This window comes from Dyella flagellata (genome assembly GCF_030160275.1).
Taxonomy (GTDB): Bacteria; Pseudomonadota; Gammaproteobacteria; order Xanthomonadales; family Rhodanobacteraceae; genus Dyella_B; species Dyella_B flagellata.
This window is the reverse complement of the sequence record NZ_BSOA01000053.1, coordinates 51,753-73,197: the sequence shown is the minus strand read 5'-3', so window position 1 is coordinate 73,197 and position 21,445 is coordinate 51,753. Positions and strand designations below refer to the sequence as shown.

General features: G+C 56.0%; 14 protein-coding genes, 1 pseudogene and 1 riboswitch. Of the genes and pseudogenes, 4 read left to right on the top strand and 11 right to left on the bottom strand.

Annotation, left to right across the window (positions count from 1 at the left end; translation table 11 throughout):
- Nucleotides 1–457 precede the first annotated feature (457 nt).
- Nucleotides 458–1,624 (top strand): AlbA family DNA-binding domain-containing protein, encoded by a 1,167-nt coding sequence (locus QQJ96_RS23095; RefSeq protein ID WP_284334394.1) that lies wholly within the window; start codon nucleotides 458–460, stop codon nucleotides 1,622–1,624.
- 879 nt (nucleotides 1,625–2,503) lie between these two features.
- Here the strand turns inward: QQJ96_RS23095 and QQJ96_RS23090 are convergent.
- Together QQJ96_RS23090 and metE are read right to left on the bottom strand one after the other, a co-directional pair.
- Nucleotides 2,504–2,695, bottom strand: coding sequence for a hypothetical protein (locus QQJ96_RS23090; protein ID WP_284334393.1), 192 nt, complete (start codon nucleotides 2,693–2,695; stop codon nucleotides 2,504–2,506).
- A gap of 551 nt (nucleotides 2,696–3,246) precedes the next feature.
- Nucleotides 3,247–5,538 (bottom strand): 5-methyltetrahydropteroyltriglutamate--homocysteine S-methyltransferase, encoded by a 2,292-nt coding sequence (metE, locus tag QQJ96_RS23085; protein ID WP_284334392.1) that lies wholly within the window; start codon nucleotides 5,536–5,538, stop codon nucleotides 3,247–3,249.
- Between the two features lie 208 nt (nucleotides 5,539–5,746).
- Nucleotides 5,747–5,981: riboswitch (cobalamin riboswitch) on the bottom strand.
- 65 nt (nucleotides 5,982–6,046) lie between these two features.
- Here metE and QQJ96_RS23080 point away from each other — a divergent pair.
- Nucleotides 6,047–6,205, top strand: a pseudogene (locus QQJ96_RS23080) (type II toxin-antitoxin system HicA family toxin); the annotation flags it as partial.
- Between the two features lie 123 nt (nucleotides 6,206–6,328).
- Nucleotides 6,329–6,616, top strand: coding sequence for a type II toxin-antitoxin system HicB family antitoxin (locus tag QQJ96_RS23075; RefSeq protein WP_284334463.1), 288 nt, complete (start codon nucleotides 6,329–6,331; stop codon nucleotides 6,614–6,616).
- Nucleotides 6,617–6,756: 140 nt separating this feature from the next.
- On the opposite strand, the gene QQJ96_RS23070 is transcribed toward QQJ96_RS23075, so the two are convergent.
- The 3 genes from QQJ96_RS23070 to QQJ96_RS23060 are packed head-to-tail and all read right to left on the bottom strand — an operon-like array spanning nucleotide 6,757 to nucleotide 8,073.
- Complete coding sequence (locus QQJ96_RS23070; RefSeq protein WP_284334391.1) at nucleotides 6,757–7,263, bottom strand: arsenate reductase ArsC; 507 nt, start codon at nucleotides 7,261–7,263, stop codon at nucleotides 6,757–6,759.
- Nucleotide 7,264: 1 nt separating this feature from the next.
- The gene (locus QQJ96_RS23065; protein ID WP_284334390.1) at nucleotides 7,265–7,735 is read right to left on the bottom strand and encodes an ArsI/CadI family heavy metal resistance metalloenzyme; all 471 of its coding nucleotides are present in this window, start codon (nucleotides 7,733–7,735) and stop codon (nucleotides 7,265–7,267) included.
- A complete protein-coding gene (locus QQJ96_RS23060) occupies nucleotides 7,732–8,073 on the bottom strand; it encodes an ArsR/SmtB family transcription factor (protein WP_284334389.1) in 342 nt (113 codons plus the stop codon). Before QQJ96_RS23060 ends, QQJ96_RS23065 begins: the two co-directional genes overlap by 4 nt.
- 242 nt (nucleotides 8,074–8,315) lie before the next feature.
- Between QQJ96_RS23060 and QQJ96_RS23055 the strand changes: the two genes are divergently transcribed.
- Nucleotides 8,316–8,969 (top strand): glutathione S-transferase family protein, encoded by a 654-nt coding sequence (locus QQJ96_RS23055; RefSeq protein ID WP_284334388.1) that lies wholly within the window; start codon nucleotides 8,316–8,318, stop codon nucleotides 8,967–8,969.
- A 107-nt stretch (nucleotides 8,970–9,076) separates the two neighbouring features.
- On the opposite strand, the gene QQJ96_RS23050 is transcribed toward QQJ96_RS23055, so the two are convergent.
- The 6 genes from QQJ96_RS23050 to QQJ96_RS23025 all read right to left on the bottom strand — a co-directional run bounded on the left by QQJ96_RS23050 (nucleotide 9,077) and on the right by QQJ96_RS23025 (nucleotide 21,444).
- Nucleotides 9,077–11,044, bottom strand: a complete 1,968-nt coding sequence (locus tag QQJ96_RS23050; protein ID WP_284334387.1) for an eCIS core domain-containing protein — start codon at nucleotides 11,042–11,044, stop codon at nucleotides 9,077–9,079.
- 412 nt (nucleotides 11,045–11,456) lie between these two features.
- Complete coding sequence (locus tag QQJ96_RS23045) at nucleotides 11,457–11,837, bottom strand: hypothetical protein (protein ID WP_284334386.1); 381 nt, start codon at nucleotides 11,835–11,837, stop codon at nucleotides 11,457–11,459.
- 191 nt (nucleotides 11,838–12,028) lie between these two features.
- Nucleotides 12,029–12,649 (bottom strand): YdbT family protein, encoded by a 621-nt coding sequence (locus QQJ96_RS23040; RefSeq protein ID WP_284334385.1) that lies wholly within the window; start codon nucleotides 12,647–12,649, stop codon nucleotides 12,029–12,031.
- Between the two features lie 251 nt (nucleotides 12,650–12,900).
- A complete protein-coding gene (locus QQJ96_RS23035) occupies nucleotides 12,901–15,258 on the bottom strand; it encodes an IPT/TIG domain-containing protein (protein ID WP_284334384.1) in 2,358 nt (785 codons plus the stop codon).
- Nucleotides 15,259–15,629: 371 nt separating this feature from the next.
- A complete protein-coding gene (locus tag QQJ96_RS23030) occupies nucleotides 15,630–16,190 on the bottom strand; it encodes a hypothetical protein (RefSeq protein ID WP_284334383.1) in 561 nt (186 codons plus the stop codon).
- Between the two features lie 13 nt (nucleotides 16,191–16,203).
- Entirely contained in the window at nucleotides 16,204–21,444 is a 5,241-nt protein-coding gene (locus tag QQJ96_RS23025; protein WP_284334382.1) for an RHS repeat-associated core domain-containing protein, read from the bottom strand.
- Between the last annotated feature and the right edge of the window lies 1 nt (nucleotide 21,445).

Here is a 21,445-nt window from a genome sequence, read left to right as displayed (position 1 = left end):
CCGGGCGTCTTGTTTTGGAAATGTTGCCTCATGCAAGGCGTGCGTGGAACCAAAATTAAGTCAACCTGGAACCGTTTCTGTTCACGGTCCCGGCGATCCCATCGCGGACTGGTTCAACCGTCTTCACCTGAGGGCCACTTGTAAAATAACCGACCCTGCTAAAACCTTTCATAGTTTTCGCCATCTTTTTGCATATGTCGCAGAACGCTCGGGCCTGTCAGATGCCCGAATTGCTCGATTGACAGGCCATAGCACAGGAAGCTCAATCCTTAGGCGGCACTACATCCAACCTTCCAGCCTTCAAGAAAGAGCCGAAGACGTCAGTAAAATAAAATTTCCAGAGCTGAACATCCAACGGACAACCAAAGGATGCTTTGACCAATACTTCATGCGCGTGAAGGCCTTGGACGCAAGAAAAGAAAGGAACAAACTGAAGGGGAAAAAGTGAGTAACTCTTATGACTGACCAACAATTGATCGAGACACTTTTGTACCGTGGCGAAGGAGATTCGCTCGACTTCAAGCTTGAACAATACAAGTTTGAAGGAGCCAGTGATGAAGAGAAATCCAAACTCTTAAAAGACATCCTTGCCTTCGCCAATTCATGGCGTGAAGGACCCGCACACATCATCATCGGCGTAAGGGAAAATCCAAGAGAAGTCGAGGGTCTCGATAAGGATATTGACGATGCCAAGCTTCAACAGTTCATCAATGAAAAAACAAACAAACCCATCAAGTTCTCTTATCACTCGGTCGACTTCAACGGAAAGAAAATTGGGCTGTTCACCATTGACGTTCAAGACAGACCCTTCTACCTCAAGAAGCCTTTCGGAAAACTAAAGTCCGATGTGGTCTATGTACGTCGAGGATCATCTACAGCCGAGGCCAAACCAGAAGAAATTGCAAAAATGGGCTTTGCCCAGGCTATCGCATCAACGTCTGCCAAATTGAAATTAACCATTGTCAGTGGGGATGGCCACGCGACCCCATACGAACACATCGTGTTCGATTACAACTATTTCGTGGTTGATGAAAACAGCCCCTTACCCGATTACGAACTACCACCACAGCCAATCGTGGCGGGTGAATGGGACCAACAGCTCTCGAACACAGAGTTTTACAGAGAACTGGCGAAATACCTCCGCGAACAACAAGGCCACTTTGGTTTTCGAATACAAGTCGAAAATGCAGGAAATACCTACGCTGACGATGTCAGAGTTCAGATACTTGCTTTGGCCTCGGGTGGTTTCAGCTTGATGGAAGGCTTCGGTTTTTGTCCCAGGCCAAGCCCCTATCTCATGGGCATCCCCGATCATCCAAATTTTGTTCCACCTCCATTTGGAAATCCGAAACGGCCCACGTTCGGCTTTATCAAGGGCCATCTAGTTGCGGAATTTTCGATGGGAAAGCTTCAAGCAGGCGAAACTAAGGTTTCTGACACTCTCTATCTGGTGTGCCCACCAGAGACGCTTGACAAACTTAGCATCAAAATTCTCTCGGACCACTTAAGCGCACCGATGGAGATCACGGTTCCAGTGACTGTGACGCCAAAAGATGTATGGATTACAGTGCGGGACCTTGAGGAGTTTGAGGCTTCTCTTCCAGAGATGTACGAAGATGGATGACTCAATAACCGCGACTCTCCTCGAGCACTTCGGTTATGGACGAACATCGGCGACCAATGACAGGTCGTTTTTACAATATCTAGAAAACTATTCCAGTAGTTATACGAAGACTCTTCCAAGTCAGGGGATGGTTAATTCAATTGACTACACCCGGTCCGATTTTTCCAACATTCTCTCTTTTTTGGGGCGATGACTGAAATCGAATCCACGTCAACGGATACTTTCCATCGCCGCAGCGCATTTCGAAGCCTGCACTTGGTCACCTTCTTGGCGTAGCGAAGAGACTATGAACGCAGCTGAATTTAGAACGCTTGCTCTTAGATGACCTGCGCAAGCCGCCTCCGACTCAGCGGGGTTACCAGCCGTCGGTATCTGCGCGCGCAGTTGCTTGAATTGACTCAATGCCGCCACCGCCTCCTTTCCTCTAGCTGAGTTACTGCCCACATGTGCAATGAAAGCCTCCTCACAACTCTGCTGAGCGTCGAAGACCCGATAGCACATCGGATATGTCGAACGATCCTCAGCCGCCAAGGAAGACAAACTCGGCAACAACAGGGCGAAAATCCAAACTCTCTTTCTCATTGATTCCCCTGTTCCTCGTTTGTGGCCAACTGGGGATGATCCAGTCGTCGTCAGTCATCGTAGGTAGAACCAGACGTTGGGTCAAATGTCCATGCGCCACATGGCAGTCGATTGAACATGACCGAATGCCTCGAATGCGATACTTGGGAGCCGCGTGTCTGCGATTTCTGCAATCGAGCAGGCTACTTCAACGAAAAGCCCGGCGAGTGACCGCCGGGCTTTTTTCATGGGGCGATCCATTGAAAAGCCCCCTACCCCACGTTGGCAATCATTACTCTCTTCTAGCAAACAGAATCATTAGTAGGGCACGCATTCAAATACAAGATGACCATTGACGTTGACCAGCACGGCATGCTCTCCCGGCGGGCACATAGGTATGAAGGGTGTAAAGGAACGCATGTGTTGCGGCACGTTTGCACTGGATGTGCCGCTGGCATTCACAGTCAACGCCAGGCCGATCACAGCCAAACTGACGAACAAACTCTTCATATCGTTCACTCCCCATAGAAAGGGCGCTGCTTGGTAAAGGCGCACCAATGGCCAGAGGAGCGCCCATGGCTCTGGCCGTAACGACAATCGATCATCAGGCAGTCATCTGCCATGGGCTCCCAACAGACCGTGCACCCGCTATGGGAGATCCGCGCATGACAGCTGACTGATTCAGTCAAATGCTTTAACCGGCAAGCTAGGTGGTCTATTCCTGCTTAGGCTTCGAACGGGCGCCATGCAAAAGCAACGGCCCTTGATGTTCCCACCAAGGTGTCGGCATACAAAAAAAGGATTTTCCGTGCGCACACTCCACCCCCTGTTGAGTGTCGGCCCCTGCTCCAAGCCGTGTCCAAGACAATCGCCGCCTGAGCCCCATCTGGCGCGATATCCAAGATAGGAAAGCATTTGGGCACGTGAATGCAATGTGATGGCAACGGAAAGCCCAGCGATCGCTCGCCGGGCTTATTTGTTTGCCATGGGGCGGTCCCTTTAAAAAGGGAACCGGAGCCCGGCAAGTGTTTAGTCGCTTTTGCCCTTCTTTTTCGCGCAGTTCACGCCACCGAAGGGAGCTTTTGGCGCATCGCATGTGCCGCTTGGACCAGCGCCGTCAGCGCGGCCCGCGTTTCTGGCCAGCCGCGGGTTTTCAGGCCACAGTCGGGATTGACCCAGAGTTGCTCCCTGCTCAAAACCGATTGTGCCTTTTCCAACAACTCCACCATTTCTCCAGCCTCCGGCACGCGAGGTGAATGGATGTCGTAGACCCCTGGACCGATCTGGTTCGGGTAGCGGAACTTTACAAAGGCATCCAGCAGCTCCATGCGCGAACGTGATGTTTCGATCGAAATGACATCGGCGTCCATGGCCGCCACGGCATCGATGATGTCGTTGAATTCGGAGTAGCACATATGTGTGTGGATCTGCGTAGTGTCCGCGACACCCGATGCCGTGATACGGAAGCAATCCACCGCCCATTCCAGATAAGTGCGCCAATCCGTGCGACGCAGTGGCAGTCCCTCTCGCAACGCCGGTTCATCGATCTGGATCACGCAGATGCCGGCGGCTTCAAGATCAAGCACCTCATCACGCAAGGCCAACGCAATCTGGCGACACGTATCTGCCCGCGGCTGGTCGTCACGCACAAAGGACCATTGCAACACCGTTACCGGGCCGGTCAACATACCCTTCATCGGCCGCTTCGTCAGGGATTGCGCATAGCGAGACCAACGTACGGTCATGGGCGCCGGGCGCTGAACATCGCCATAAATGATCGGCGGCTTTACACAGCGTGAGCCATAGCTCTGCACCCAACCGTTCTTGGTGAAGGCAAACCCGTCAAGCTGTTCGCCGAAGTACTCCACCATGTCGTTGCGCTCGAACTCCCCGTGCACCAATACGTCCAGACCGACCTCCTCCTGAAAGCGGACGCACCGCTGGGTTTCCGCTTCAAGAAACACGTCGTAGTCGGCCTCGCCCAACTTGCCGGATTTGTATTTGGCCCGTGCTTCACGCACTTCGTGAGTTTGCGGAAACGATCCAATGGTGGTGGTGGGAAACGCTGGAAGACCAAGCCGCTGCTGCTGCAGCTGACTCCGAACACCGAAAGCCGACTTGCGCTGAGACGCGTCCTTCTTCAGCGTGGAAACGCGGGCCGCCACAGCGGGACGATGCACCTTGTCTGACGTCCTGCGCGATTGGACGCGCACACGAGCCTGCTCAAGTGCCGTTTGCGCCGCAGGCTTCCCCTTGAGCACATCCCTGACAATGCGCAGCTCTTCGAGCTTCTGTCGCGCAAACGCAAGCCAGCCATGCAGATCTTGCGGCAACCCCGTTTCCAGCGATGCATCGATGGGAACATGCAGCAACGAACAGGACGGAGCGAGTTGCAGGTTCTCGCCACCCATGCGCTGATGCGCGCGTTTTACCAGGGTCAGGACTGCGTCCAGATCGGCATGCCAGACATTTCGTCCATCGACGATACCCAACGACAGCACTCGATCCTGCGGCCATACATCCAGGACAGAATCGAGTTGCTCTGGCGCGCGCACCAGGTCGATGTGCAGCCCATCAACGGGAAGCTGACTGATCAGCTCAAGGTTTTCGCCTGACGCCCCAAAGTAAGTGGCCAGCAACAACTTGGGCCGCTCCCCTTTCGCGAACGCTGCATAAGCCTTTCGATACGCCGCGTAGTCATCGCCATCCTGATCCAGTACCAAGCAGGGTTCGTCGATTTGCACCCACGATGCCCCGGCTTCCTTTAGCGTTGCCAACAGTTCGACATACACAGGAATCAGGCGGTCCAGCAGTGCCAGGCGATCGCTTCCGTCCACCGTCTTCGAAAGCAGAAGGAAGCTGACGGGCCCCAACAGAACAGGCCGCGCCTCAAGGCCTAATGCTTTCGCTTCGAGGAATTCGGCTACCGGTTTGTCGCCGCGCAGGCGAAACTCCTGCCCCGCATGAAGCTCGGGCACAAGATAGTGATAGTTGGTGTCAAACCACTTGGTCATCTCCAACGCGTGCAGATCGTTGCCATCGCGTTGGGTGCCACGCGCGAGCGCGAAGTAGCCAGCCAGAGGATCGGCATCGACGATTTTGCGATAGCGATCAGGGATGGCATCGAACAGAAAAGCGGTATCGAGCACGTGGTCGTACAACGAGAAGTCGTTGCATGGCACCACATCGACACCCGCTTGGCGCTGCAAAGTCCAATGGCGTTGCCGTAGCGTCTTTGCGGTCTCCTGTAGCGATTCGGCCGAGGCCTCTTCACTCCAAAACGCTTCAAGGGCTCGCTTGAGTTCGCGCTTCACGCCTATGCGTGGAAAGCCGAGGTTGGTAAGAGTAGTCATGGCTGCATTTCCTCGATTCGTGATGAATGAGGAACGAAGGAACCGCGTGACAGCCTCTCCGCAACATCCGGATGGCCATCACGCGAGCGACCTTCGCCCCCGCGGGCGAACCGGAACAGCCGACAAGACATGCACGGGGACGGGTCGCAGCCAGCGCCACGACGCACACCCCGGTCACCTCCCCTCGGAAGTTCCAGGTCAAGCAGGGATCAAGTCCCTGGCCGGGGCAGGTCTTCGGGCTCGTGGACCAGAGGCGCCAACGCGCCTCGCCTACTGTTCGCCGCTTCCCGGCTCCAAAGAGCCAGTGCTGTTGGCGAAGATCGTTTCCACACACCGCTGCGGGGCAGCGCCGGAATTGGCCCAAACAGACCGCACCGGCTTCCCTTTTAACTTCATCCTTTCATCGCGATGAAAGGATGAAGACCACCAGCAGGGCGACGATAGTGGTCTTGCTGGCGAGCGTCAAGCGCGAATCCAGGGCTGACGAAACGACCGCGCGCCTCGTGGCGTGCGCCCTGATCTGCTCGAATTGACTACGGACGGCTGGTACATTCATCGAGTTGAGGGGTCGCATCACATCTTGAAGCACCCCACTAAGCCAGGGCACCTTTCGGTCCCACACCCGAAAAAAGACTTGGGTAAGGGACTTGTCCACAAGCTAAAGAAACTGGCCGGCATTGAGCCGGTAATGCTTCACGAGGCAAAGCGTCGAAGGTCCAATACATCAAGAGTCAATGAGAACTCTTGGATTCAAGTCACGCAAGACAAAGTAGAACCAAGGCCAATCACTATGAAATTCCCCATCGCCATCGAAGTCGGTTCGGACACAACCGCCTGGGGTGTCGTCGTCCCCGATCTTCCGGGCTGTTTCTCTGCAGGAGACACGCTCGACGAAGCCTATAGCAACGCTAAAGAGGCCATCGAAGCATGGATCAATACCGCTCTCGATGATGGCGGCGCCATCCCTAAAACAGGCTCTATCGAAGATCACCTGCACAATCCGGAATATGAGGGATGGATGTGGGCCGTCATAAATATTGACATGGGTCACCCTACACCCTGTGCTATCCAGCGGTGAGCTAAACATGTAGCACCAGGCTTCAAGCGCCTTTGGAAGCGGGCTCGACTTCCGCCAGCTCCGCATCAAAGCAAAACGCCCGGCGAGAAATCGTCGGGCGTTTTTATTGTTGCATTCGATGCCTCACACCTGGCCAATGTTCACGGGTTGCCAGCCTTTCCGATGGAGCGAATCTCTTGTTGCAAAGACACGCGGTCAAGTTTTTCCATGGGAAGAGCGAGCAACAAATCCACCCTGTGCTTGAGCATCATCCATGCAGCTTGAAAAGCACGGCGACGCACCTCTTGCGACCCTTCGATGGCTGCAGGATCAGGCACACCCCAATGGGCCGTAACAGGGTGACCTGGCCAAATCGGACACACCTCACCCGCCGCGTTATCGCAAACGGTGATGATCATATCGATTGGGGGAGAGTTGGGCCCTGCAAACTCATCCCAGCTCTTGCTTCGAAGGGGCTGGGTATAACCAAACTCCCGCGCCAGCTGCTCCGCGATAGGCTGCACTTTTCCCGTGGGGGAACTGCCCGCACTGTATGCTTCAAACCGCTCTTTTCCGAGCACGCTCAGCAAGGCTTCGGCCATGATGCTTCGTGCGGAATTGCCCGTGCAAAGAAACAGCACACGGTAAGCTTGCTTGGCCTCGGTCATCTCAACAGCACCCACTGTTCGCACCGCAGGTCGTCTTAGAAGTCTTCGAATTCATGGCAGGACCACAACAAGATCCGCCCTCGCTTTCTTTCGGTGCCGAACTGTAGGTGGTGGCTTCTCCATGCGTGAAGAAACTCTCCCAACGTACACCCTGAGGATCTTCAGCCCAATACTTGTCCGAGTGGGCATAGCAACAGGTGGCGCCCTTCTCGGCCAACGCCACCGCATCCGCAGACTGCAACCGCTCCCCGATGGCACTCAATTCATTTTCGTCATCGGCCTGCAAACCGAGATGGTCGATGCCGATGGCACTACTGCGCTGAGAGATGGCGAAGTTGATGCGCGGATCTTCCAGCATCCACTTGGCGTAATCGGACTTCACAACGCTGGGCTTGGCACCAAAAAGCATGTTGTAAAAACGAATGCTGCTTTCCAGGTTTTCAACATTCACATGGACATGAAAGCGTTTCATTTCGACTTCCCCGCAGGCTTGCAGGCGGATGGCTCACAGGCTGTGGCAGAGTCAGACCCCGCACAGCAGTTCTCGGTGAGGAACCCCAGCAGGCCATTCATCTGCTCGTAGTTCGCTCGGCATTGGATAACCCGCCCCCTTCGCTCATCGATGACCATCCCTGCCCTGCGCAAGATGTGCAGGTGGTTGGTGAGGGTCGCGCCAGCCAAACCGGTGACGGCCGCCAATTCACCCACCGCCATCCCCTCTTCTCCGGCCTGAACGAGCAGGCGGAACAGGGTCAGGCGGTGCTCCTGGGCCAAGGCGTTGAGGCAGTCGAGGGCAGCTTTTGATTTCATATTTCCAGAATTATAGAAATAATGTCTTAAGTCAAGTCCCCTAGCGACGGTGATTCGAGATTCCGGCAGGGCCGGTCGGTTGCTAAGGTCACTAAGCGCTCGAAGTGGGTATGTCGATTCGGCGATGGGCCGTTCGTCGCCCTTTCAAACAGAGCAAGCAACGCGCCCCATGTTGAGACCCATCATCGGTGCCATGGCTTCGGAAGATGGCGCCAAGCAATCCCAATCAGCAGGAGACCCCGATGACTGTCACCATTACTGCCTTTGAACGCTCGCCCGATGGCGGCATGGGACTGGCGCGCGATACGCGCGTTCGCTGGGCGCTTGAAGAAGCTGGCCTGCCCTACGAGGTTCGCCCTGTTTCGTTCGCCGCGATGAAAGAGCCCGCGCATCTGGCCGTTCAGCCATTCGGCCAGATTCCCACTTATGAGGAAGGCGATCTGGTGCTGTTCGAGACCGGCGCAATCATTTTCCATATCGCCTCACACCACGCGGGTTTGTTGCCGAACGAAGCCAACGCACGGGCGCGGGCGATCACCTGGATGTTTGCCGCGCTCAACACCGTGGAGCCGCCCATCCTTGAACTCATCACCGTCAAATTCACCGAGGGCGACAAACCCTGGAGCAAGGAGCGCTTTCCTCTCATTGCCGATCGCATCCGTAATCGGCTGGGCCAACTCTCCGCGCGCCTGGGTGATGCCGAGTGGCTGGATGGCGCGTTCAGCGCGGGCGATCTGCTGATGGTGTCGGTGCTGCTCAGGACCCGGCCCTCAGGCATTCTGAATGAATTTCCCAGCCTGGCCGCCTATGTGGCCCGCGGCGAAGCGCGCCCAGCGTACAAGCGGGCTTTCGCTGCCCAATTGGCGTTCAACACGGCCCAGCCAGTGGCCGGCTGACCAAGGTTGGTCGATGACCGCTTGATGGCCAAGCTGTTCCATTAGGGTGGCCAGCGCGTGTCGGACTTGCTGGTCAGCCCTTGCCATATGGCGTGACTCGGCGAAGCTCAGTCGTGCCCGTGCAAGATCAGGACCTTCTTGAAAAATTGCAGTGCGAACTCCGGCCATTGCGTGACGGGAATCTTGGTGGCTTGTGCACCTCGGAACTCGAAGATGCCGGCTTCGCGCTTGTTCCCGTCCGGCCCGACCTCCTCGGTGCGCTCGCCGAATTCGCCCAGGCTTTCGGCGTCCGGGATGGAGGAGAGCAGGTCTGTATCGCTCAGCAGGCCGTCGAGCCACTTGCGCACCGTAAAGCCGGCGTAGCGCTCCAACGCGCTTTTTTGCTCTTCAAGGTGATCTTTCTCCAAGGAAAGTTGGCCATACTCATCCGTCTTCGCGTTTTGTTCAACGACGAGGCGCTCGTGCGTCGCCTGCAATGCCTCCTTGGTGGGCACGCCCATGACTTTGCGTTTAGCGTTTTCTAAAAAGTCACCCTTGCTAGTGGCGAGACTCTCACTAGTGCTGACCAGGTCCTCGCCGATCAATTTCAGTTCAGCCAGGGTGCGTTGAAGCTCGTCACGGTTGTCACTTAGACGTCTGCGAAAATCGGTGTGCTCCTCCAATTTATCTTCAGCCACCACTCCCCGTGCCAGCACGTCGACGTCGGCAATGTCCGGCAGGCCGATCTTGTCGAGCACATCATTCACCCAAAGCTCGGGATGATCTTTAGCGTAATAGCCTTGAATTTCTGGTTCGACCAGCTTGAACAACTTGACAAAATTGGTCCGCGCCAACAGCGGTTCGGCGATTATCTTCGGGTAACTCAGGGCACCCTTGCCAACGACGGTTCCGCGCGCCAAGTACTGGTGCACCAGGCTTAGGAATCCGTGAAATTTCGGAGGGTCTTGGGACGGCTCCTCGTGCTCAACCTTGATCTCATCCGGCTGGATGTGACGGTCGAGGACTTCAGTCGCCTTCGCCAGGACACTAAGGTCCAGACCGGTAGTCGCCTGCGGCCCCGCCTTGAGTTCAGGGTCGCCTTTGCGGGGCGTGACCAGTGTGTAGTTGTCCAGGCTATTGCCCGTTACCCGAAAGAGGGGAAACGAACGCTCATCGTCGTTGTAGAACCGCTTGAGGCCTTGGCCGACCCCCACCATCGCCTCCATCACCGTTGCGAGTTTTTTGAATCCCGCCGGACTTTCTTCGAGAGGCGGCCGAACCACGAACTCGATTTCCGATCGCCCGCCTTCCGCTTCATCCGCCTCCATACTAAAGCCGTCGAAGGTGGCGCTACTCACTACGTCCTTCTTGCGGTATGGCACGGGCTTGCGGGGTTCCAGGTCGTCATCATTACCGTGGCCCTCGATCGGGATATCGTCGACAAACCATCCGGTCTCGAACTCGAAACCCACCGCTCTTTGCACCACGCCATCCGGTGAAGCCGATGCGGGGGCGTTGTCCCTGCGAGCGACCTGCACGACACCAGACACTGCCCGCCTCCCCATCTCGTCCGCCTCATGCTCTAGGCCGGCGTCGTCGTTGACCAACACCCCCTGCTTCATCTGCAAGGTCGGCTTGACGCGACCCTGTGCCTGCTGCACGACATGCCAGGCTTCATGCGGCAAATGGCGCTCCTGGCCCGGCCCAAGATGGATATCGCTCCCTTGTGCGTAAGCCAGTGCATTGAGTTGCGCGGGCTTGGAGGAGTTGCGATGTACTCGCACATCATCAAGGTCAACGCCCGACATGGCCCCCATGTTCCTCCGCAGGTCGATCGGCAAACCACCGGCTGAGTTGGATTTACTCTCCACGGATTCCGATGGCGCCCGCTGCAGGGTATCCAGGCGCTGCCGCTGTACGGCCTGCCGAGGGCTGCTTTGCAGGCTGTCGTAAGCCTGTCTTTGCGCCATTTGGCTGGGACTGTCTCTGAAGGCCCGCTCTTGACGCTGTAGCGGTGAAGTCCCGCTTGAGGCTGCAGGAGCCCCGCGTTGTTGTTGCTGTCCGGCTGAGGGTTTGAAAGTGCCGTGTTGTTTCATGACAGATCACCGAAGGCTAGCCATCTCTCCACAGGCTACACTACGGGATTGGGCTCCAGCTCGCCATCAGCGAGCTACTGATCTCCAATTACCCCCGCAATTCATAGAAGGCATTGTAGGACGCATCTCGCACCGTCATGGCTCCTGATCCCGCCCCTGAATCACCCCGATTCTGCGATTCTGACTCCGATTCTCAACCAGACCCCGATTCTGCATTGCTGACGTTTTTCGGAGCCACCGCCGCAATTACTTTGGCTTACAAGATTCAGCCGTAGGTTCGAGCAATCTTGAAAATGCTCGCTTATCGATCACAAACTGTTTGTCACCAAAACCCCAATCCCGACATTCACTTTAAGCGACACACCATCCTCCGATTGGCGTGTCGCATTAAGACCATGCGTGTGCGAACGACCTAACCCTCATGCTCCTTCATCAACATGGCATCGCCATACTGATGAAGAAAATGCAAAGCCGCACACAGACCATCGACCTGCGTGGGAGTGAGTGGCAATGCACCAGGTTCCGGTAGCCTGTTATAGGCTTTTGCGCGATTAAACGCTTCGCTACTCTTCAGCAACCCTCGAATGACCTGAATGGCCACGCTGGTTCCGGCAAACCTCATCAAGTAGGCGTACCGCTCGTTTCTTTGGGGGTCTTTGGGAAACCGCGGAGGCTCACCCAGCCAGAAGGTTTCAGAAGGACGGGCACGTGTCGTACTATTCTTGGAGACCATGAGCAACTCCTTGACAAGTTGTTTGTGGTTCAGCGGATCGTGGGAGGTCTGAACTCTCACGATCCGCGCTTCTCCTGGCATTGCTGCGAGGGTCACTCACGCGGAAACGATTATCGACAGCGTGGGTGACAACCTCACACTATCAAATCGGTTGAGTTGATGATGTAGGGGATCGTCGCTTTGCGTGTGCGGCTTGGTAGATGGAACAAGGCCCTTCCCTGCCATGACGTTTGCTTCGCATCGAAATCGAACTAAAACGCTGCCAGGATTCCAAGGTGCGTAAGCGACAATAGTGCTAAAGCTATAGCAAATATGAGACAGCCAAATGCTATTGCGTACATCAGACGGCGCCCGCTCTTGCGCGCAATGCTCGGAGCCTCATAGGGAACCCAGTGCGAGTCACCCGCAACCTGCATTTCCCAACGCACGAAGTTTTCTCTCCTGTAGAACAACACCTGGTAGGGCTGCAAGGCCTTTCCCAGGTTCATGAGCAATGAATCAAAACCAACAAGGCCACCATCAATCTTGGTTATGATGGCGTCGTTTCCATCTATCAACCAAGAATCCGTACCACTACGTGGCGCTGCGGCAGTGACCACCTGATTAATCATGGAAAACGGAATCGAACGGGTACGAAGCACACCCGTGATGTTCACGCACTCGGGACCAATCTGAAAGCTGTAGCGTCGAACATACAAATAGACCCATCCCAGTAGGGCCATAATGCAAATCCCAACCACACCGAAAGCGATGTCGGCACCAGCGCCCGGATGCGCTATTGAGGTATCAATCGCGTATACAGCCACTGCGATCACCGGCACCATAAAGCCCAATAGAACGTAAGAGATCCATCTAGGGTAACGGTATTCCATAGTTACTCGGTCGCTCCTGGCTAGAGGAATCAGCATTCGGGTGCACCCACTATTTGAACGTCTAAGACGAAGCAAGGGTGGCCAAGACTTGGCTCAATTCATGGATGGCCCCGATCGCCAGCCGCCAGCCGCCCCAATCGCCATTCATGGATGGCCCCGATCACCCACCCTGTCCTGTTCGCCTTCATATCGATTCCTGATGTCTTCCGATGGCTTGATCGGCGGGTCGTAAAAAAGTGGCTGCGGCGCGCTTACTGCACGGATACCGAAAGTTGCCCGCCAAGCGGCAAACCGAACGGGCTGTCGACGGCAATGATGTACGCGCCGCTGACAGGCAGGTTGGGCAACGTCAAGCTTGGCGTGCTATTCGCATCAAAGTAGTTGTAATAGTTGTACGGCGTCATCGCTCCAACATCGGGACGATAGACCGCGACATACACGGACTGCCCGGCCGGCGCGGTGTTCACGCCCGTCATCGTTATCGTCGCCGTCTGGCCTGCGTTGGCCTGGAAGGTCAGCAGTTCATACTGGCCATTACCAAGCGTCACGGTGACAGGCGTGCCCGGCGTGAGCAAGGGCCCTATCAGCGGCGGTTTCAGCGACGTGTTGAACGACATCACGCCGCCGTTGGGTTGAGCCGCCACGACGGAGTAACTGCCTCCAGCGAGCCCCTCCAGGAACACACGACAGTTGGACGCCGGATTGGATTGGTAACAGCTTCCGCTGGCGACCTGGGTTCCGTTCGCGTCATTGACATTGACGTCGACCTCACCATTACTCCCACCCGTGACCTTAATGTTGCTCAAGGCCAATTCAAAGCTGTCGCCCGCATTCGCGGTGAAATTCATATATGCATTCTGTGCCGGCACCGCGGCGTTGAAACTTTGACTCGTTCCATTGCCGGATAGGGGTATGGGAAAGTTCGGCACGAATTCCAGGAAACCGCTCATGGGCATACCCGAGGGCGTGTCTATGCCGATGGTGTACGTACCACTGGCGGGCAGACTAGGGATATTGACGGTTGGCGTCGTGTTCGCATCGAAATAGGTGTAGAAGTTGTTCGGTGTCATCGCCTGAGTCGCCGGACTGTAGACAACGACGTACGCCGACTGCCCTGCCGGCGTCGTATGCAAATTGGACATGTTCAACGTCAACGGTTCACCGGCGGTCCCATTGAAAGTCACGAACTCGAATTGGCCGGTGCCCAGATTGATCGTGGCCGTCGGTGCGCTAGCGCTCAGCAACGGACCTGTCACCGGCGAATGCAGCGTCACATTGAGCGACATGACACCACCGTTGGCCGGCACGAAGAGCAGCGACCAGGTGCCTGCCGTCGTCATACCGGATATGAAGTCTCGACAACTGGCCAGATTGGAGGCGTAGCACCTCGTTATATTGGCCTGTGTGCCGGTGGCGTCGTAGGTGTAGACGTCCACTTCATTGCTGCTTCCACCGGAAGCGGTGATGTTGCTGAGCGCAAACTCCAAGCTGAGGCCCGACGCCATCGTCGAGGGGACCATCAGGCGCTCGCTCTGGCCAGACGTGGTCGTGGTGATGGTTAGGGATGTTGCAACCGCCAGCGTTGCATCAGCTTCCACGCCGAGCGTCATTTGCGTGCTGCCGCCATTCGACTCGACGAGCACCAGATAGCTCGCCCCCTCCGTGAGATGCGGCAGGTGGATGGAGGGTGATGCTGCGGACACCGTGCCCTGTTGGACGATGCTGTTGCCAGGCGCATACACCGTGTAATTGATGGTGCTGGCAGACGTCGTGATGCCACTCGCTTGCAGGCTCACCCAGCCGGCTTGTGGCGCGGTAAACACCACGGCGCCCATCTGTCCGGAAGCGCCGATGTTGAGATTGACGCCCGTGCCACCCGCGACGGCAACACCGCTGCTCACGACATTGGCGGCACTAACGCTAGCGGGTAACACGCCTACCGGCGTCGCGCTGATCGAGGAGCCGTAAGGTGTCGTGACGGTGATGTAGCTTGTGACGGCATTGTTGGGGACCGCGTATTGCAGTTGGGCGTCGGAGACAGTGGCCAGGCTCTGAATGGCCTGCCCGCCCATCTGCGCTACGGTATCCCCTACCACGGGGTCAAGATGGGTGCCCGTTACGGTAACCGTGCCTCCCACGGCGACAACCACCGGACTGACCTGAGTGATCGTGGGCGGCAAGCCGGTATCGTCGATGACGAACGGTGCTGCACTCGTTGCCGTCTGGGTACCGACCGTGACACTGATGGGGCCTGACGTGGCGCCACTGGGAACCGTTGTCACCAATTGCGTCGTTGAGGCGGATAGGACGCTTGCTAAGGTTCCATTGAAGCGGACCGTGTCACTAGCCGCATTGCTGTTGAAGCCTTGCCCTTGGAGGGTGACCTGCGTCCCCGCCACGCCGTGCGCGGGTGTAAACGCAAAGATTGCCAGCTGCCCTGGCGGAAGCGGAGCGCTGACCTGGCTGGTGTGGCCAAGCGTGTTGTAACTGTATTGGACGCTGGTGCCATTGCCCGCGGTAACCGCGACAACCCGTCCGTTGGCGTCATAGACGTATTGGGTGGATTGTGCGCTGGCTTCGCCGAGGCCGAGCACGATGCTGCACAGCAACCAAAAGCCCCAGAGAAGAAGATATCGCCCCGTTCGGCGTCCCTTCAAGCCAGTTCCACGGGTTTGACCCTTGACTGCTCCACAGTGCGGCGACTCCATACGCACGTCCCTTCTGCCGTCCACCCATGAACGGTCGGCTTGATCTCACGCGTGACACCCCTCGGGGTATCCCCTCACCCACGGGACGGTTGTCGGCTCCGCAGGCATAACTTCGTTTATACCATCACCAAGATACGTGATGATTTCGGAAAAATATATCCTGTAGTCCACCCACTATTTGGGCGCCTAAGACAAAGCAACGATGGCCAAGACTTGGCTCAATTCATGGGTGGCCCCGATCGCCGCCCCATATAAGCGACTATCGCATCTCATCAAATCGGCTTGATGCCCGGCTTGGTGTTCCAGAGCATCGCATCCTCATACGCCTGCTTCAACTCAGGATCCTCCCGCCAGTCCGAAAAGAACTTTCTTATCCCTGAATCTTCAAACAGGTGCTCCAACACTCCATTCACAATGGCATCCTTTATTCCCTTGTCTCCTTCCTTGAAATTCAACGCCAACGTTTTTTTGAATTCTTTCAGCCTCTTTTTATGAATATCTTTTTCCCAGAAATCTGTAATCCAACCAACCAACTCATGTCCGGCAATATATTGGTTATGCACCCATTCACCATCGATATCTAATTTTATGCAGTCCAAAAGATAGGGAACGATAAAATTGAAATAGTCTTCGAAGGTCATCATTGGCTCAATGACTTTTGAATAGCCACCATCTGCTACATAATAATAGATCGCACCTCTTACATTAATACTCTGTGACGCCATCCATTTTTTAACGAGAGACTTTGAAACCGACGTGTCCCCGTCCTTTTGCGCCTTGCCAAATGCATCACGTATTTCTGTAATTACTTGTAATTCAAAAGGAGTTTCCATGACCGCAGCCTCATTACCAAACTAGAACGGGTTCTGAAACAAATCCAGCGCCAGGCGCGGCCGATGGAGCCAGCGCCGGCGACGGTGAAGGAATCGGCACCATCAATCTGCCTCCATTCTGATCGCAGCCCTCACACTTTTTCCTGTATATCTCCTGGCAATTTGCGTATCCACGCCAAAGTTTCGAAATCTCATCCGCGTGCCGGCTCCCCCCTCGAGGCGGCGGATTGATCCAATCCCACATCTGGTGCGAATTGATCATGCGCATCAATACCCACATCTTTCCATTTAGCACCATGCAACTATCGTCGAAATAGCACTTAAGCTTCACATCATTGCCATTTTTACCCCTCCCTTTAGGGGGGTGATATGGACCTCCATTATTCGGCCCCGTCCCAAGGCTGTCAGTCAAATTGATAGGATTACCGTTTACGTAGGCATAGAAGCTCAGCTGCTCGCCATCAAACGCAATAGGGTCTTCGCTGATAAACCCGCCTAGCATCGAGCTATAGTATCGGGCGCGATAGTAATAAAGTCCTGCTGCATCCACTTCTCGCCCTATATATTGGTAGGGATTTGTAAACCCTGTCGCCGTATCGCTCGGCGTAACGTTCCCATACGGGTCATAGCTGTATTGCTGCTTGAGCGCTCCATTGGGATCTGTCAGCGCAACCGTACTGTTGATGGAGTCGGTCAAGAAGTAGGTTCTTCCTGTAACGTCGTTTCTCGCAAAGCGCTCGTCGACGCCAAGGCCCACAAGAATCGGATTAATCGCGCTCCCTTGTGTTTCCTGCACGACGTTTTTGCCATCATACAGGAACTGCGTTGCAGTGCCTTGCACAGTCTTACTGATGCGTCGACCGAGCGCGTCATAACCGAAGCTTAGTTGCACGTTACCACCCTGGCTGATCTGCGCGAGCTGGTCCCGTGCATTCCATGCATACGTGTTCGTACCATCGCTGGTCAGATTGCCATTTGCATCGTACGTCAACGCCTGACCATTGAAGCTTGTCTTTCGGTCATTGAGGTCGAACGTCGCTGGTTGCGTGGTGGCTGTCGGCAGCATATCGGTCGCGAAGGTGCCGCTTTTGCTGACGATCCGGCCATTTGCGTCGTAGCCATAGGCCAGGTTACCAAGCACACTGCCATTGCTTTGCGTATAAGTCAGGCCCGTCAGCTCACTCGCGTTGTCATAGCTATAGTTGATCGTAATGCCATTGGGCAACGTGAGCTTAGTCCGCCGATTATCGGCGTCGTACACGACTTGCACTGTCTCACTGCCCTGAGTGATCGTCGTCAGGCGGTCGGCATCGTCATAGGTATAGTTAGCGATCGCCTGTGCCGCGGCAGTCATGCTAGTACGCCGGCCAGCTGCATCGTAGGTGTAACTAAGGCTGCCTTGATGGCTATTAGTGGCAGTGACGTGGTCGAGCCCGTCGTAGCTCCAATTCAAGGTGCCGTTGGCCGAGTCGATCACGCTGATTACTCGATCGCCAGCGTCGTAATTGATTTGGATACCGGACCCGTCAGCGTAAGACACCAGGCTCTTACGATTGAGAGCGTCGTAGCTGATATCTGTCAATTGCCCTTTGCGATCGGTATGGGTCAACACGTTGCCCATCCCATCATAGGTCCATGACTCGCTCTTCTTCATCGCATCGGTGCGGGTGATGAGGCGGTTACGGTTGTCGTAGGTGTAGTCAATGATGCCGGTATTGGGCAGCGTGACACTCGTCGGGTTACCGTTGCCATCATAGTTGAGCGTGGTTGTTTGATTGAGGGCGTCCGTGGTGGAGACTACGCGATCGTTGGTGTCATATTGGGTAAGTGTGACGTTACCCAACGCGTCGCGCGTGGCAATGCGCCGACCAAGGGTATCCACCACGTAATTTATCGTATTGCCCAACGAGTCTGTAACACTCTGTAAGTCGTAGCCTTGGTAAGCAAACGTTGCCGTGTTGCCTAGGGCATCCTGCATGACAGTAGGCTGACCAGCTGCATTGCATTGTATGTTGCTGCTATGACCCAGGGCATCGATGATTTGCGTAAGGCAGCCATTGGTGTAGCTGAACTTGGTCGTATGACCTAGCGGATCAGTCACCGAGGCAAGTTGGTTGTAGTCGCTAGTGTAGGTGAAGCTTGTGGTGACGGCGTTCGATGTACCCGACAGTTGCGTGACACTGGTGACGTTCCCCAGCGCATCATGTGTATAGGTTGTCGTACGCCCCAAGGCGTCGGCTTCACTGTCTGGCATGCCTGACGGCTCACGATTGAACGTCGTGGCCTGAGAGAGCGAGGTGCCATAGGCGTAGTTATCGCCGCTGGGATACTTGCTGATCGGATCGAAGGCCACCTGCTCTTGGTTGCCATTCGAATCGGTCACCGTGGTGGTCGTGACATTGTTGTTGCTGTCCGTGGCATAGGCAAACTGGTAAGCCGAGCTGTCTGCATAAGCCTGCTTCGTCACACGACCATTGGCATCGTACTGATTGGTTACCCACACATGGCCGCGCCGGTCCTGCATGGTCAGCATGCGATTGTTGCCATCGTAGGTGTATTGCTCGGTGGTTTGATCTGGATAAGTCACCGTGGCCAGGCTGCCGGCGGTGTTGTACGTGTAGCCAATGGTGCGACCGCTGTTGTCGGTAGCGCTTGTAACACGGTTGCTGCTGTCATAGCTGAAAGTGATCATGCGACCACTCGGCGACACCATCTGCTGGATCAAACCACCGTTGTAGGTGAACTGGATCTGGTTACCATAGCGATCCTGGACCCACGACAAGGAATTGGGCACGTGGCGCGTGAAGGCGTACTGGGTGCCATCCTTCATGGTGAGTATCCAATGCGCTCCCAATGGCGTGTTGTCCAGCAAGAACTGGATGGTCGAGCCGTAATACGCCGAGTTCGTGCCCGTGTGCTCCCACACCGCTCCAGTGAGCGGCCAGTTGTCATTGCCGCTAATCTGGTTGTAAGCAACGCCTTCGCCGCAAGGCAGTACCAGCGACATGCTGGTTCCGATGGAACTGCTCGCACTCCACAAGTGGATGCCGAAGTTGGCGTTCATGCCGATACCAAAGGCATGCGAATTAGTGTCCGCCGAGTTGTATCCACGCGTCAACATCAAAGGCATGACATCCTGAATCGCAAAGTCATCCCACTGGTGAGTCATGATGCCGGTTTGCAAGTCGATGGGCGCGACTTTCACTAAGTTACAATTGATATTGGGATCCGATCCATTGGCACTGCCTTGCGATGCCCCAGCCCCCAATGCCCAAGCCAGAGTCACCCCAGGATCTGGCGCAAGATGCTTGGCATCGGCCGTCACGTGACCTGAGCCATACATCTGCCATCCTTCCTTGACGCTGTATACCCAAAATTCGGCCGGCGCACTGGCCTTGGCTTTGCTGTAGTTGGGATACACCACACGGATGCCTTTCGAGGCCTCTGGCGTCAGCCCTTGCACGACCGCGTCGCCTGGCTGGATGGTGAAGTACATAGGGAAGTTGTCGGGCAGTGGGAACGGTGCGTGATCGACCGGCGTGGGCACTAGAGCGATATGCGTCAGCACGCGGCCATTGCGATCCTTGAACACCGCACCCGCGGGCACGTGCAGTTCCAGCCCGGGCATATCCGGATGCGTTAGCACTACTTCGCGCGTGGTCGGCGTGGGCAGCGCGATTTCATCACGAGGCAGGATGCGCGGCAGATACATCACGAACGGCATGTGGTTGATGGCCTTGGCCTTTACGTCCGCACCCACCACGAAGCGACCGTACTTCACCTCACCATGACTGGCCGAGGCGCCGTCCACGAGCAATTCGTCGCGGCCGGCGGGAATGTTGGACAGCACGAACACACCCTTCGCATCTGTGCGCACGATGGTATCGCCGATGCTCACTTCCGCGTTGGCAACCGGCGTTTCATCGATCTGCCGCACCTGACCGATCAGTGATGTCGTCCCCTTCGGCATCGCAGCTTCGAGTGCATACGTATCGGGCAAATGCTGATAAGGGGCGTACAGGCGCCAATGCGCACCGGTGAAGTCAGGCGCGTTGTTCTTGCCGGGATAAAACGCACCATCGCGCACAAAGCTGTACGGACGGCACAAGGTATCGTCCGGGCAAGGCGCCGCATGACCGCCACCCGCCATTACGTAAAGCGGCGGCAGTGATGGGCCTGTATCCTTGTCTTCCGCCGCCGGACGAGCGCCGTGGCCCGCCACCACCACACCCGTGGCATCGGTGCTAGTGGTCGTAAAACCAACCGTGGTGTAAGGCACCGTCGTGCCTGTTGCGGTATGCAAACCTTTGACGAATAGCGTGTAGCGCGAACCCGGATACAGGTCATCCGGCAATTGCACGAATGCCAAGCGGCCGCCTTCGGTGCCGAACACGTGCACGGGTACCGTGCCTTCCGGCCCTAGCAACGTCACACTATGCGTGTTCAATTGCTTGAGATCAACTGGCACGGCAAAGTGCAACACCAAGGGGCCATGAATGGAAGCTTGGTTTGTATCTGAGATGGGATAGGTTGCTGCGATCAACGTCGTTGATGTTGGCTTTGAAGAAGCAAGCTTGGACGCGTCGTTCGGATGGAAAACCCAAGCGTCATGCAAGAGCTGCCCCTTGGTGTCGACGCCGCTCTCGATGCGCACCGATCCATCGGCTTGCAACGTGGCGATCGCATCCATGCGCGGGGCGTAGGTATCTGGCAACGGGGTGGCCTGATGGGATGCTTCCTGCCAGATCACAGCCGTGGTGGCGAGCGTGCCATCGGAGGACAAGCCACCGGTCATCAGCAGCGTGCCGTCCGTCAACACCGACAACGTATGGCCTGCGCGTGCGGGCAAACCCAAGGGGCCTGTGCGCACGAAATGCTGCGTGTCAGGATTGAACCATTCGCCACTATCGAATACATCGCCCTGGCCGTCGATGCCACCCCAGAACAGCACCAAGCCGTTCGGCATCACGGTGACAGAGCTAAAACGCCGCGCTTCAGGCAGCTTCACTATCGTTCGTTGGTGATCGTCGATGAGATAAGCGAAGCCTTCGGCACCGTGCACTTCAAGGACACGGCCATCCGGCAATGCCGTACGACTAACTTCTGCGGAAGGGAGCAGAAAGTAGCTGTGATCCGCCGTGCGAATCCGCTCCGGCGCGGTTGCTGGCGGCAGCGCGAGTGCCAAGGCGCTTAGCAGCACCATACCGGCCATGCTTGCCAGAGTCACACGCCCTATTTTCCTTTCAACTTTCATG

Coding starts and splice junctions, on each gene's coding strand:
- metE (WP_284334392.1), bottom strand. CDS start 5,538: ATGACTACTCTTACCAACCTCGGCTTTCCACGCATAGGCGTGAAGCGC.
- QQJ96_RS23025 (WP_284334382.1), bottom strand. CDS start 21,444: ATGAAAGTTGAAAGGAAAATAGGGCGTGTGACTCTGGCAAGCATGGCC.
- QQJ96_RS23070 (WP_284334391.1), bottom strand. CDS start 7,263: ATGACCGAGGCCAAGCAAGCTTACCGTGTGCTGTTTCTTTGCACGGGC.
- QQJ96_RS23075 (WP_284334463.1), top strand. CDS start 6,329: ATGAAATTCCCCATCGCCATCGAAGTCGGTTCGGACACAACCGCCTGG.
- QQJ96_RS23040 (WP_284334385.1), bottom strand. CDS start 12,649: ATGGAATACCGTTACCCTAGATGGATCTCTTACGTTCTATTGGGCTTT.
- QQJ96_RS23095 (WP_284334394.1), top strand. CDS start 458: ATGACTGACCAACAATTGATCGAGACACTTTTGTACCGTGGCGAAGGA.
- QQJ96_RS23065 (WP_284334390.1), bottom strand. CDS start 7,735: ATGAAACGCTTTCATGTCCATGTGAATGTTGAAAACCTGGAAAGCAGC.
- QQJ96_RS23060 (WP_284334389.1), bottom strand. CDS start 8,073: ATGAAATCAAAAGCTGCCCTCGACTGCCTCAACGCCTTGGCCCAGGAG.
- QQJ96_RS23030 (WP_284334383.1), bottom strand. CDS start 16,190: ATGGAAACTCCTTTTGAATTACAAGTAATTACAGAAATACGTGATGCA.
- QQJ96_RS23050 (WP_284334387.1), bottom strand. CDS start 11,044: ATGAAACAACACGGCACTTTCAAACCCTCAGCCGGACAGCAACAACAA.
- QQJ96_RS23090 (WP_284334393.1), bottom strand. CDS start 2,695: ATGAAGAGTTTGTTCGTCAGTTTGGCTGTGATCGGCCTGGCGTTGACT.
- QQJ96_RS23055 (WP_284334388.1), top strand. CDS start 8,316: ATGACTGTCACCATTACTGCCTTTGAACGCTCGCCCGATGGCGGCATG.